This is a genomic window from Pseudoalteromonas sp. S1650, from assembly GCF_005887195.1.
GTDB lineage: Bacteria > Pseudomonadota > Gammaproteobacteria > Enterobacterales > Alteromonadaceae > Pseudoalteromonas > Pseudoalteromonas simplex.
In genome coordinates this window covers 1-13,338 of record NZ_PNDF01000038.1, presented here as the reverse complement: position 1 = coordinate 13,338, position 13,338 = coordinate 1, and the positions used below count along the sequence as shown (strand labels likewise).

Genomic DNA, 13,338 nt, shown 5'->3' with positions numbered 1-13,338 from the left:
CGCACTCTATTTGCCTGTATAAAATAAAGTCAGATACTAATTACAATGCCCAAAAAAGACAACAGGCACCTAATAATAAGTCAATAAAAATACAATCTCTGACAAAAAATAACCAACAAAGCGCTAAAATTTGATTGATGTCATAATTTTATGCAATTGACCTATCTTTTTAAGGTCAAAAATTTTATCATTTCCATCGCAAAAATAAGGGTTTCTCGAGTTTGTTTTCTGAAGCTAGCACCGCTAAGTTGGCTTTAGGTAACACGCTTGTGAAGTAATAGTAGGCCCCACTTTGAATAAAAGTGGGTAATTCATTTCTAAAACGCATTTATTGCAGCGGAAGCCAGAAAATGAGCCAAACAGTAGCATCACAAACTGAGTACAATTATAAAGTTGTACGCCAATTCGCTATTATGACAGTGATTTGGGGCATCGTTGGCATGAGTGTTGGGGTTCTGATTGCTGCCCAATTAGCTTGGCCAGCACTTAACTTTGATACACCATGGTTAACTTACTCTCGACTACGTCCGTTACACACGAACGCAGTAATTTTCGCATTTGGTACAAGTGCACTTTTTGCGACGTCTTATTACGTCGTACAACGTACATGTCAAACGCGCCTTTTCTCAGATAAATTAGCAGCCTTCACCTTCTGGGGTTGGCAACTTGTTATCGTACTAGCAGCGATTACCTTACCATTAGGTATCACAAGCTCAAAAGAATACGCAGAACTTGAATGGCCAATCGATATTCTTATCGCCGTTGTTTGGGTAACTTACGCAGTGGTATTCTTTGGTACGTTAATCAAGCGTAAAGTATCGCACATCTATGTTGCGAACTGGTTCTATGCTGGTTTCATCATTACTGTTGCCGTTTTACACATCGTAAACAGCATGGCAATTCCAGTTTCACTTACTAAATCATACTCTATCTACGCAGGTGCTGTAGATGCAATGGTTCAGTGGTGGTACGGTCACAACGCTGTTGGTTTCTTATTAACTGCTGGTTTCTTAGGTATGATGTACTATTTCGTACCAAAACAAGCAGGCCGCCCTGTTTATTCTTACCGTTTATCGGTTGTTCACTTCTGGGCTCTTGTTTCTTTATACATCTGGGCAGGTCCTCACCACCTACATTACACTGCGCTTCCAGACTGGACGCAAAGCTTAGGTATGGTTATGTCAGTTATCCTATTCGTTCCATCTTGGGGTGGTATGATCAACGGTATCATGACGTTATCAGGTGCATGGCATAAACTACGTACTGACCCAGTACTTCGTTTCTTAGTTGTTTCTCTATCTTTCTACGGTATGTCTACGTTCGAAGGCCCAATGATGGCTATTAAGTCAGTTAATGCGCTTTCTCACTACACTGACTGGACTGTAGGTCACGTACACTCAGGTGCACTAGGTTGGGTAGCAATGATCTCTATCGGTGCTATCTATCACCTAATCCCTGCACTATTCTCACAAGGCCGTATGTACAGTGTTAAACTAGTTAACACGCACTTCTGGTTACACACTGTGGGTGTTGTTCTATACATCGTAGCAATGTGGATCTCTGGTGTAATGCAAGGTCTAATGTGGCGTGCAGTAAACTCAGACGGTACGTTAATGTACAGCTTTGTACAGTCATTAGAAGCTTCGTATCCGTTCTATATCATGCGTTTCCTAGGCGGTGTATTCATCGTAACAGGTATGCTAATTATGGCTTACAACGTTTATCGTACTATTGCAGCGAAGAAAGATTCGCTTCAACTAGACGCTGACGCACAATTGGCATAATGGAGTAGCACGATGAGCAATAATAATTCACAAAACAAACACGAAATAGTCGAAAAGAACGTTGGCCTAATGGCTATCTTGACTGTCTTTGCAATCAGCTTTGGTGCATTAGTTGAGATTACTCCACTCATGTTCCAAGACGATACGACTAAACCTGTTGATGGCTTACGCCCTCTTACAGCGTTAGAAATGGAAGGCCGTGATATCTACGTGCGTGAGGGTTGTTACAACTGTCACTCACAAATGATTCGTCCTTTCCGTGACGAGGTTGAGCGTTACGGTCACTACTCTGTAGCTGGTGAGTCAGTATGGGATCACCCATTCCAATGGGGTTCTAAGCGTACTGGTCCTGACTTAGCGCGTGTTGGTGAGCGTTACTCAGACGATTGGCACCATGCTCACTTAATGGATCCACGTGCAGTGGTTCCTGAGTCAAACATGCCAGCGTTTCCTTGGTTAGACGAAAACAGAGTCGATACGACCCATACACTTAAAAAGCTTCAAATATTCCGTGATAGCTTCGGAATTGATAAAGCGAGCGACCGTTACGACGGTAAAGGTTACGGAAGTGACGAAGAGCTACAAGCTAACATTGCGAAAATCGAAGCCATGAACGGTGGTCAAGGTGCAACTGAAATGCAAGCTCTAATCGCTTACTTACAACAGCTTGGCACACACTTGAAGTAATTATTATGGATTACGGAACATACAGAGGCATTTTGACTCTGGTAATTTTAGTACTGTTTATTGTGATTGTTGTATGGGCATACAGCAAGCGTAGCAAACGCCGTTTTGACGATGCTGCTAATGCCATATTTGAAGATGAAAAAAAACACAACAACACAATCTCTAATGAGGAAAAGGAGTCTGAGAAATGACTAGCTTTTGGAGTATATGGGTTATTGTATTAACCCTAGCGTGTCTTGCTATCATCTTCGGCCTACTTCTGTGGAACTTAAAAAACTACGCAGGTGTGAAAGAAGGCGAAAGCTGTGGTCACGAATTTGACGGCATTGAAGAACTTAACAACCCACTACCAAAATGGTGGACTTATATGTTCTTCGCGACATTTATTTGGTCTGTATACTACCTTGCTGCTTACCCAGGTTTAGGTAACTGGGAAGGTTTAGGTAAATGGACAAGTTCTAACCAAGGTATTACCTCTTTAGCTGAGTCTAAAGAAGCGACTGAACAAGCATTAGCTAACGGTGAGAACGTTCAATTAGACCAAGAATTTATCGCTGCTGATGAGCGTTTTGGCCCAATCTTTGAGTCATTCGCAAAACAAGATATTGAAACACTAGTTAAAGACGAAAAAGCGCTTGAGATTGGTCAACGTTTATTCTCTCAAAACTGTGCACAATGTCATGGTTCAGATGCACGTGGTGGTCAAGGCTTCCCTAACCTAACAGATAACGATTGGTTATACGGCGGTTCACCAGACAAGATCAAAGAAACACTTCTTTACGGTCGTGTTGCTGCGATGCCACCTTGGGGTGATGCGCTTGGCGAGCAAGGCATTAAAGAAATGACTGCTCACGTACTTAGCCTTTCTGGCCGTACTGTTAACCAAAAAGACGCTGCTGCAGGTGCTGCTAAGTTTGCAATGTGTGCTGCGTGTCACGGTGCTGACGGTAAAGGTTCAGTTGCACACAACTTACCATTTGGTGCACCTAACCTAACAGATAACATCTGGTTATACGGTGGTTCTAAACGTGCTGTTGAAGAAACACTAATCAATGGCCGCGCCGGTGTAATGCCAGCATGGAAAGACATTTTAGGTGAAGATAAAGTTCACTTATTAACAGCGTACGTTTACAGCTTATCGCAAGATAAATAACCACGCGGTTAATAAAATGTATAAACAATTAATCTTTTAATTCAGTAGATTAATTAAGATCAAAAAAGCCTCCATCTGGAGGCTTTTTTTTAGTCTTTTGCTTTTAAATCCGATAAAATGCGTACAACGTTTTTAAAGGTATAAGTACTATGAAACCCACTCCTTGGTATAAAAACTTTTGGCCATGGTTTTTAATCTCTTTTCCTCTTGCAGCTATCATCGGCTGTGCTGGTCTTATTTATATGGCAATTGGCAACGGCCCAGATATGGTTGTTGACGATTATTATAAAAAAGGCAAGGCAATTAACCTTGAACTAAGCAAATTTAATAAAGCAAAAGCACTTTACTTACATGGCGATTTAAATGTTGCAGACGACAAAGTAACATTCACTTTTACCAAGGGTGATGCAAGCAATGTTCACTCTTTAAAAATGTCTTTTTATCATCGCACCATTAAAGCCAATGACTTTGATGTAAGCTTAATGAAAAACGCCCATGGCGATTTTACTGCCCTACTCGACACCCATGTTGACGGCGCATACACAGTGTTTATTGAACCAATCGATAACAGTTGGAAACTTAAAGAAGATGTCATTTTACCAACTGATAAAACGATTTCGATTAGCCCTGAATATAAGTAGTAAACTCTAATGTCCGATAATTGCTTTCATTGTCTTGAAAGTGTGCCAAAAGGCTTTAATGCGACTGTCGAAATAGACGGTAAGGCACAACCTATGTGTTGTATTGGTTGCCAAACGGTTGCTGAGAATATCGTCGCCCAAGGCATGACCGATTATTATAAATTTAGAACTGTTCGCTCTGGTAAAGTTGAACAGCTTGTTCCAGAGCAACTCGAGTTGATTAAAAGTTACGATAACGAAGATATTCAAGACGAGTTTATTTCTGCCACTAATGATTTATCAGAAGTACTATTAACGGTTGAAGGCATCACCTGTGCTGCCTGTGCTTGGTTAATCGAAAAACAACTACTTAACTTAAAAGCAATCAAACGTGTTGATGTAAATACTTCGACCAACCGTGCCATGATCCAATGGGATAAATCGGTTACACCGCTTAGCCAAATTATCACCTCATTACATGAAATCGGCTATAAAGCCTACCCGTTTCAGGCAGACCTTGAAGCGAGCCAAAAACAACAAGCCGCAAAAGCTTATATCCGCCGTTTAGGTGTTGCCGGTCTGATGACCATGCAAGTAATGATGTTTGCTTTCGCTATGTATTTTGGCATGTTCTCTGGCATGGAAGAGAACTTCGAGCAGTATTTTCGATGGATAAGCTTAGTACTTGCATCTCCTGTAATTCTTTACAGTGCCCTGCCATTCTTAACCAATGCTATTAATGGTTTAAAAGCCAAACAGCTGAATATGGATTTACCTGTCTCATTAGCGATTTTTGGTGCTTATGGGGCAAGCTGTTATGCCACATTAATGTCGGTTGGCGAAGTTTATTTCGAATCTATCTGTATGTTTACCTTTTTATTATTATTAGGTAAATATTTAGAATTTAGAGCCCGTTTAAAGGCCAGCGAATTTACCGCTAACTTGCAAAAGTTACTGCCGCTCACAGCTCGTATTATTGATGATAATAATCAAGAATCGATTATTGCAGCTAAAAAGCTCAAACTGGGTGATGTTGTATTAATCAAAGCGGGCGAGACTATTCCTGCTGATGGTATTGTTACAAAAGGTCAAACAACCGTTGATGAAGCCATGATGACGGGTGAACACCAGCCAGTTAACAAGTTTATCAGTCATCAAGTTTACGCAGGTACTATTAATCACGATGGCGTGATCAGTATTGAGATCAACAAAATCGGTCAAAATACCCTGCTTAATCAAATTATTAAGTTGCAACACACCGCGTTAACCAAACGCCCGCGCCTAGTTGAGATCACAGATAAAGTAGCACAGTGGTTTGTTGCCTGCTTATTAGTGTTTGCCTCAATAACAGCGATTGGTTGGTATCAAATAGATCCTGAACATGCCTTTTGGGTGACTATTTCTGTACTTGTGGCAACCTGCCCTTGTGCGCTTAGTTTAGCGATTCCAACTGCCCTAACTTGTGCAGTTGCAAGCTTAACAAAGCGTGGGATTTTAATTAAGCAAGCCCACGTATTAGAAACGCTACCACAATTAACTGATATCGCCTTTGATAAAACAGGTACCTTAACGCAAGGTCGCTTTACCATTGAACGCGTTGAGCTAGTAAACAGCCAGTACAGTGAAGCTGATGCATTACGCTTATCTGCCCAACTTGAAAGCTTCTCTGAGCACCCTATAGCTAATGCATTTGCTGGTTTCAACGACTCAATAAACCCTATTGAGAATGTGACTATCGAACCGGGTAAAGGCATTACCGCTTTACTCAATGATCAACACCTTGCGATAGGTAAAAGCGGTTGGTTTGATACCGAAAAAGCTGATGCTCAAGCAACCTTGTATATCGATAAACAAGTCATTGCGCGCTTTTACTTAGCAGACAGCTTACGTGATAACGCAGAAAAACTGGTTACTACACTTCATTCACAACAGCTCAAATGCCATATGTTAACGGGCGATGCCTCTAACAGTAGTGAGCGAATTGCAAAACAGCTAAATTTAGATACCGTGCATGCAGCATGCAGCCCTCGCGATAAACAAGCCCATGTTGAAACATTGGCAGCTAAAGGTGCCATTGTTGCTATGGTTGGTGATGGCGTGAATGACAGCCCGGTATTTGCCAGTGCCCATTTATCTATCGCAATGGAAACCGGCGCTGATATTTCCAAAAATAGTGCTGATGTGGTATTACTCAATAGTGATCTAACGGCTATAGAACATTTGCTTACTGTCTCGAAAAAGACGCGCCGTATTGTTAAGCAAAACTTGGCATTATCACTTATTTACAATGGTTCGGTTTTACCATTGGCAGCCCTTGGGCTCGTAGCTCCTTGGATGGCCGTCATCGGTATGTCTGCAAGCTCCATTTTGGTTATTACCAACTCATTAAGGTTATTAAAACTATGAGTATCATCTATATGCTTATCCCAATTGCCATTTTATTTGTGCTAATTGCAATTGGGGTATTCTTTTGGGCTGTAAAAAGCGAGCAGTTTTCTGATTTAAATAAACAGGGTCACAGTATTCTGTTCGAAGACGATAAAGAGCAGCATAACAAAAGTAATGATTGATCCGCTGTTTATTAGTGCATTTATAATGGGCTTGTTAGGCAGTGGTCACTGCCTAGCTATGTGTGGCGGCATTGCCAGTAGTTTACAACTTGCTGCCAACAAAAACCGTGCAGTGAGCTTTTCGGTTGCTTATAACCTAGGCCGCGCACTCAGTTATATGCTTGCCGGTGCTCTTGTAGCAGGAATTAGTAGTCGCTTTGCAGCGCAAAATACTTCTATATCGATAGCGTTGTCGTTTTTGAGTGGTATTTTTATGCTACTAGTTGGGGTTTACATAATGCGCTTAGCGGCAACCCTACAGTGGCTAGAAAAACTAGGCAAGGCGCTAATATGGCAGCATTTAGCTAAACTCAATCGTTTTTTATTACCGGTCGATACAACCCCTAAAGCCTTGCTTTATGGCGCTTTGTGGGGTTGGTTACCCTGTGGCCTAGTTTATTCTGCGTTAACCTGGGCACTCACAAGCCCATCAGCTCTTCACGGTGCAGGCGTAATGTTATTTTTTGCTTTGGGAACTTTTCCAGCAATGATCAGTGTTGGTCTTGTTAGTCAAAAAATAAATACTCTTTTTAACCATGTTTGGATAAGGGTTATTCTAGGCAGCGTAATAATATGGTACGGTATATACTTATTAATTATAGCAACCGATAAGTTAGTTCATTAACCTAAAGTTGTTAACCTATTTGAATGGATTTGATGTATGGACTTCTCACAAAACAAGTCAAAAGGCTTATGCACAATTAGCTGTAATAATTGCAGTATCAGCCAGCTATGTTTGCCATTTTCATTAAACGGTCAAGAAATGGATCGTCTCGATGAAATCATCGAACGTAAAAAGCCTCTACACAAAGGTGATTATTTATTTGAGTCTGGCGAAAGCTTAAATGCTATTTATGCGGTACGCTCTGGCTCGTTTAAGTCTTATACTTTGTCTGAGCAAGGTGATGAGCAAATTACTGGCTTTCACTTGGCTGGTGATTTAGTCGGTTTCGATGCAATCAACAAAATGGCTCATCAAAGCTTTTCGCAAGCCCTTGAAACTTCAATGGTATGTGAAATTCCATTCGATACTCTAGACGAATTAGCAGGTAAATTACCTAAGCTACGCCAACAAATTATGCGTTTAATGAGTAATGAGATTAACTACGACCAAGAAATGTTATTGTTACTCAATAAAAAGTCAGCTGAAGAGCGTCTAGCAAGTTTTATTTATAATCTTGCAGAGCGTTTTGGTGAACGTGGTTTCTCACGTAAAGAATTCCGTTTAACCATGACACGTGGTGAAATCGGTAATTATTTAGGCCTTACTGTTGAAACAATTAGCCGCCTTTTAAGCCGCTTCCAAAAAGCGGGCTTTATTAAAGTTGAAGGCAAATTTATCACCATTTTGGACCAGCAAGCGCTTGCAGCAACAGCAGCGATTAAATGTAAATAGAGTTTGATTTAACGCAACTTTATATTGTTTGCCCCTTTAACTGTTCTAAATTTAGGTTACACTCAAAGTACTACTTTTTGCGGAACAGTTAAGGAGCAGCACATGGACGCAATTAAACGAATTTTAGCAGTTATAGACCCAACCAAAGAGCAGCAACATAGTTTAAGCCGCTCAATTGATCTAGCCAAAAAATCTGGCGCGACCATCACCGCTTTCCTCAGTATCTACGACTTCTCTTATGAAATGACCACAATGCTTTCTGCTGATGAGCGTGAAGCAATGCGCGAAGCCGTAATAAAAGACCGCCAAGAATGGTTAAATGAACAAATTGCCCTTTACCCAGAGCTTACCATTGATAGCTGTGTGGTTTGGCATAACCGCCCTTACGAAGCCATTATCAATACCGTGATCAACGATGGTTTTGACCTAGTTGTCAAAGGCACCCATCAACACGATACACTTAAATCGGTTATTTTCACCCCAACTGACTGGCACCTCATTCGTAAGTGCCCTGCTCCAGTTTTACTTGTTAAAGAGAAAGAGTGGCCAGCAAAAGGCAATATTTTAGCTGCTGTGAACGCCGTGAGTGAGAATGAACAACACCTTGAACTTAACAAGCGTATTATCAAAGACGCTCGCTTCATTTGTGACTTGGCTAATGCCACTCTTAATTTAGTGAATGCCTACCCAGCAACGCCGGTTAATATCGCGATTGAAATTCCTGAGTTTAACCCAGGTGTTTACAACGAATCAGTTAAAAAACATCACTTTGAATCAACGCTTTCATTAGCTGAAGGCTTTGAAATTGACCAAGCTCATTGCCACATTGAAGAAGGCTTACCTGAAGATGTTATTCCTGATGTGGCTGCGCGCCTCAACAGCGAATTAGTAGTGATTGGTACAGTTGGACGTACTGGCTTAAGTGCAGCGCTTGTCGGTAACACAGCAGAGCATGTGATTGACAGCCTTGACTGCGATGTATTAGCATTAAAACCAGACGGCTATGTAAGCCCACTTGCTAAATAACCTATTGAATAGATATTAAAAAAGCCCCTGTTTGGGGCTTTTTTATATATACAGTTTAAGAGTTTTATATATTTGTTACATCAATAAATAATGATTCATCAATGTTTGTTGATGAGACCACCGCCTCGCTAAAGTCATAGCTTTCACGATTGCCTTCTCTATCAAGTGGTAAATTTTCAAAATCAAATAAGTTTCTGTCTGCAAGCTGGCTTGGGCTAACATTTTGTAAAGACTTAAAGATACTCTCAACACGACCTGGAGTTTTCTTATCCCACTCTGTCAGCATGGCTTTGATTGATTGACGCTGCAAGTTTTCTTGTGAGCCACATAGATTACAAGGAATGATCGGGAAGTCTTTGTGCTCAGCGTATTTAATTAAATCTTTTTCACGGCAATATGACAACGGACGGATTACCACGTTACGTTCATCATCAGAGCGTAATTTTGGTGGCATCGCTTTTAGTCGTGAACCATGGAACATATTTAAGAACATTGTCTCAACGATATCATCCATGTGATGACCAAGTGCTAGTTTGGTTGCACCAATTTTTTCTGCAAATGAATAAAGTGTGCCGCGACGAAGTCGTGAACACAGACCACAGGTTGTTTTGCCCTCTGGTACTTTTTCTTTTACTACTGAGTAAGTATCTTTATCAACGATGTAATACGGAATATTTAGCGTCTCAAAGTAATCAGGCAAAATGTGCTCAGGAAAACCAGGCTGCTTCTGATCAAGGTTTACCGCAATAACTTCAAATTTAATCGGCGCTGCTTTTTGTAAATTAAGCAAAATATCTAGCATTGCAAAAGAATCTTTACCACCACTGATACATGCCATAACAACATCACCGTCTTCGATCATGTTATAATCAGTAATCGCGGTACCAACATGCCTTCTTAGACGCTTTTGAAGTTTATTAAATTCAAGAGTTTCTTTTCTAGTATCAGTTTGATTCATTTGCTCTGCTCATACAGGCTTTAGTAAGCCATGTTTCATAGTAAAAAGTTCGGCGTGGATTATACGGACTTTTTGAGCGAGTTGAAATGATTAGCGTGGGATAATTAAAACGCTTCTCTTGTAGAGATACCACGTACAGCACAGCGCTTTGGGAATGAAGGTTAAGGATTCAGGTTATTTATATTTAAAACAGGTTAAGTGGTGTTTTCTGGATTTACTAAATAATTTATATGAAACAACAATTAATCTAAAAAGTTCGAAGCAGCTACTTCCGCCTCGATTATGGCTCTATGCGCTTTTAAACCAATATTTGTTGAATAAAAATCTGCTGCTATTTTAAGCTCTTGTGGTGATAATAAACTAAGAATTTTAAGCTTAAAAGCCATCTTGGCGGCACTCATGTCTGTTGGCTCTGCCAATACCGATGTCCCCATCGCATTTATCAACAATTGCTTTTGACTTTCAGGTAAATCTTTTAGTGTATCTGCTAATATTTGCTTTGTATCGACCTCTACAATACCACCAAGGCCATTGAAGATTTCATCCATTTTCAATGCATTATAGAACCGTTCAAATTCTAATTCTGCATTTGGCTCAGACTGAGCCGAACACACGATAAATGGCAACGAAAACAAAATCAGCAAACAAACTCTCATTTAATTATCCTTATTTTTTAGTTTTACAACTTAGTCGAAACCCAAATAGCAAATTTAGTGGAGTGCTTAACGACTAATCTGATTGGTGAATAATAAAGTGAACTTGAACCATTCACTTTGCCTAGGTTCTGGTGTTCAATTTCATCTTGTTGAATGCTTAGTACCGTTTGATATGCGCTTTTATTATTTTTCTCTAAATAGCTTAATTGCCATTCTAGATGATGAAGAACCGTTGATTCAACGGCTTCTGTACACACCCAAATTGCTTTACGGCCAAATAAAGCAGTAATCAAACCTAAACAATAACCACCCAAAGACCAAAACCAGATTGCGTGGCAATGCCGTACTTTATGTTCCTTTAACCAACAATCAAAAGTTTTGAAATGCTCGATTTCATGATTTAGCATTTCTTTAAGCTGTACAGAGATATCTTGATATAAAAACTTAGCGACAAATAACTGAGACTTATAAATGCTTATCGCCCCAAATTCACCTGCATGATCAACACGCACAATTCTAGCGACTTCTTTTGAGATCATCTTAATTGCTTACTGTGCATTTATAACGGGAAGCTGTACAAGCAAGATCAGGCCAGTCATCTCTACCCCAGCAATACTTATCATTTCTAAGTGGTTTTAGATGCCAAACTACTGGCTTGCCCTTATTATCTAAGCGAGTTTCATTTTCAAGCTGCACACGGACTAAATTTTTCTCTGCTGAGAGAATATTATAAACGAAGGTTTTTCTCGCTTCAGACTCAGAAATATAGCCCTGTTCGTCATATGAGATTTCTAATGTGTTGTTTTTGAAAGCTACGATATGAAAATTAGCTTCACAAACTGGGCTATTTGTAGACTGCCATGAGCCTTGCAACTTAGTTTGCATTTCTTGGTTGATAAGTGAATGACTACTACACGCTGAACATAGCAGTAAAATAACAAAAATAGACGCTAAAGGTTTCATTAAGATGCTTTTAAGTCCCTGAAAAATTGACATTTAGCATATCGAGAATCGTAAAAATGTCCAGCGATACGCTTAATAAAAACAAAGGGCACAATAGCCATGTGCCCTTTGTTAACTTTAAGCGCTTTTAGTTTTAGCTTTTTTATTCTTTGCCAATCGTTTGGCACGTTTTATAGCCGATTTTTTCGACGCATTTTTCTGCGCAATTTTTAACACTTTAGCCTCTTTTAATTGCTTTTTTGCTGCTTTAAAGCGCTTTTTAGCATTTTCAGCTAGGTTCTCAGCTTCGCTGGCACACTCTACAGCTGCTTGTGCTTTTAGTGCTGCATCTTTTGCAAGTTCAGTGGTTCTTGCCACTTCTTTTTTACTCTTTTCAAGAATTTTTTCGAGCTTAGCAAGACGTTTCTCAAATACTGACTGTGAATTTTGCATAGTATTCTCCTTCACTGGCGTATAGACATGCGGGTAGGTTCGGTAACAATAAGCGAGTCGACACAATTTACTACATCGTGATCTTTCTCCGGGTAATCTAAACAACTTAAGAAGTGGCGCATACAGTTGATTCTCCCGCGCTTTTTATCGTCAGATCGAATTTGTGTCCAAGGTGCATCCTTAGTATGGGTATGAAACATCATGGCATCTTTGGCATCACTATAATCATGCCATTTAGCCAGTGATGCCATATCAACTGGGCTTAGCTTCCATTGTTTGAGTGGGTCGTTTTGGCGCGATTTAAAGCGTCTAAATTGCTCTTCTCTACTGACCGAAAACCAATATTTAAATAGCTTAATACCGCTATTCACCAACATACGCTCAAGTTGAGGTGTTTGACGCATAAACTCCAAATATTCGTGATCATCGCAAAACCCCATTACCTTCTCAACACCGGCTCGGTTATACCAAGAACGATCGAAAAGTATGATTTCACCCTTAGTAGGTAAGTGGTTAATGTAACGCTGGAAGTACCATTGATCACGCTCTCTTGCAGATGGTTTTTCTAAAGCCACTACGTGCGCCCCGCGAGGATTTAAATGCTCCATAAAACGCTTTATAGTGCCACCTTTACCAGCCGCATCTCGACCTTCAAATAAAATCACAATTTGTTGTTCAGTCTCTTTGGCCCAACCTTGCATTTTTAAAAGTTCGATTTGCAATTCGTGTTTATGGCGCTCGTATTCAATCACGTCCATTTTTCGTTTATACGGGTATTTACCGTCAGCATTCCACTTTAAGCTTGGGTTTTTAACATCTAGATCAAAAACCACATCCTGTTTAGCATTGTGTTCGGATAAATTCTGCTGTTTTACTGATACAGGTTCGACATTGACTGTCTGCATAACGACTCCTATTAAACTATAACTGTAACCGTAACAGCAACCACACCTAGGCATGTTTTTGCAGATGGCCTAATTTATCACCACGTTTCAACTAACGAGGTGATTTATGAGTCGTACCCATCGCAGCCATGCTCAGTGGCTTCCGCTGT

Annotated in this window: 16 protein-coding genes; 10 read left to right on the top strand and 6 right to left on the bottom strand. The window is 40.2% G+C overall.

What is annotated here, in order from left to right:
- The first annotated feature begins 350 nt into the window (after window positions 1-350).
- From ccoN to uspE, 10 genes are all read left to right on the top strand, one after another.
- Complete coding sequence (ccoN, locus tag CWB80_RS12705) at window positions 351-1,784, top strand: cytochrome-c oxidase, cbb3-type subunit I (protein ID WP_036967883.1); 1,434 nt, start codon at window positions 351-353, stop codon at window positions 1,782-1,784.
- A 12-nt stretch (window positions 1,785-1,796) separates the two neighbouring features.
- Window positions 1,797-2,471: a cytochrome-c oxidase, cbb3-type subunit II gene (gene ccoO, locus CWB80_RS12700; protein WP_138600034.1), complete on the top strand. Its 675-nt coding sequence runs from the start codon at window positions 1,797-1,799 to the stop codon at window positions 2,469-2,471.
- A gap of 5 nt (window positions 2,472-2,476) precedes the next feature.
- On the top strand, window positions 2,477-2,662 hold the full coding sequence (locus tag CWB80_RS12695) for a cbb3-type cytochrome oxidase subunit 3 (RefSeq protein WP_010373992.1): 186 nt from the start codon (window positions 2,477-2,479) through the stop codon (window positions 2,660-2,662).
- Window positions 2,659-3,624, top strand: coding sequence for a cytochrome-c oxidase, cbb3-type subunit III (gene ccoP / locus CWB80_RS12690; RefSeq protein ID WP_054553055.1), 966 nt, complete (start codon window positions 2,659-2,661; stop codon window positions 3,622-3,624). Before CWB80_RS12695 ends, ccoP begins: the two co-directional genes overlap by 4 nt.
- A 149-nt stretch (window positions 3,625-3,773) precedes the next feature.
- Window positions 3,774-4,265, top strand: coding sequence for a FixH family protein (locus CWB80_RS12685; RefSeq protein ID WP_054553054.1), 492 nt, complete (start codon window positions 3,774-3,776; stop codon window positions 4,263-4,265).
- A gap of 9 nt (window positions 4,266-4,274) precedes the next feature.
- Window positions 4,275-6,650, top strand: a complete 2,376-nt coding sequence (locus tag CWB80_RS12680; RefSeq protein ID WP_138600033.1) for a heavy metal translocating P-type ATPase — start codon at window positions 4,275-4,277, stop codon at window positions 6,648-6,650.
- Window positions 6,647-6,814, top strand: coding sequence for a cbb3-type cytochrome oxidase assembly protein CcoS (ccoS, locus tag CWB80_RS12675; RefSeq protein ID WP_054553052.1), 168 nt, complete (start codon window positions 6,647-6,649; stop codon window positions 6,812-6,814). Before CWB80_RS12680 ends, ccoS begins: the two co-directional genes overlap by 4 nt.
- A complete protein-coding gene (locus CWB80_RS12670; protein WP_138600032.1) occupies window positions 6,807-7,478 on the top strand; it encodes a sulfite exporter TauE/SafE family protein in 672 nt (223 codons plus the stop codon). Before ccoS ends, CWB80_RS12670 begins: the two co-directional genes overlap by 8 nt.
- A 36-nt stretch (window positions 7,479-7,514) precedes the next feature.
- On the top strand, window positions 7,515-8,249 hold the full coding sequence (locus tag CWB80_RS12665) for an FNR family transcription factor (RefSeq protein ID WP_054553050.1): 735 nt from the start codon (window positions 7,515-7,517) through the stop codon (window positions 8,247-8,249).
- Between the two features lie 102 nt (window positions 8,250-8,351).
- On the top strand, window positions 8,352-9,275 hold the full coding sequence (gene uspE, locus CWB80_RS12660) for a universal stress protein UspE (RefSeq protein WP_138600031.1): 924 nt from the start codon (window positions 8,352-8,354) through the stop codon (window positions 9,273-9,275).
- 64 nt (window positions 9,276-9,339) lie between these two features.
- Here the strand turns inward: uspE and ttcA are convergent, their stop codons facing one another.
- The 6 genes from ttcA to ppk2 form a co-directional block, all read right to left on the bottom strand.
- Window positions 9,340-10,233 (bottom strand): tRNA 2-thiocytidine(32) synthetase TtcA, encoded by an 894-nt coding sequence (gene ttcA / locus CWB80_RS12655; RefSeq protein ID WP_054553048.1) that lies wholly within the window; start codon window positions 10,231-10,233, stop codon window positions 9,340-9,342.
- Between the two features lie 242 nt (window positions 10,234-10,475).
- Window positions 10,476-10,889 carry a hypothetical protein gene (locus tag CWB80_RS12650; protein ID WP_138600030.1) on the bottom strand — a complete coding sequence of 138 codons (414 nt, stop codon included), beginning with the start codon at window positions 10,887-10,889 and terminating at the stop codon, window positions 10,476-10,478.
- Between the two features lie 23 nt (window positions 10,890-10,912).
- Complete coding sequence (locus CWB80_RS12645; RefSeq protein ID WP_138600029.1) at window positions 10,913-11,428, bottom strand: demethoxyubiquinone hydroxylase family protein; 516 nt, start codon at window positions 11,426-11,428, stop codon at window positions 10,913-10,915.
- 1 nt (window position 11,429) lies between these two features.
- Window positions 11,430-11,852, bottom strand: coding sequence for a hypothetical protein (locus CWB80_RS12640; RefSeq protein ID WP_138600028.1), 423 nt, complete (start codon window positions 11,850-11,852; stop codon window positions 11,430-11,432).
- A 117-nt stretch (window positions 11,853-11,969) separates the two neighbouring features.
- A complete protein-coding gene (locus tag CWB80_RS12635) occupies window positions 11,970-12,284 on the bottom strand; it encodes a hypothetical protein (RefSeq protein WP_054553044.1) in 315 nt (104 codons plus the stop codon).
- Between the two features lie 11 nt (window positions 12,285-12,295).
- A complete protein-coding gene (gene ppk2 / locus CWB80_RS12630; RefSeq protein WP_138600027.1) occupies window positions 12,296-13,189 on the bottom strand; it encodes a polyphosphate kinase 2 in 894 nt (297 codons plus the stop codon).
- Window positions 13,190-13,338: the final 149 nt, after the last annotated feature.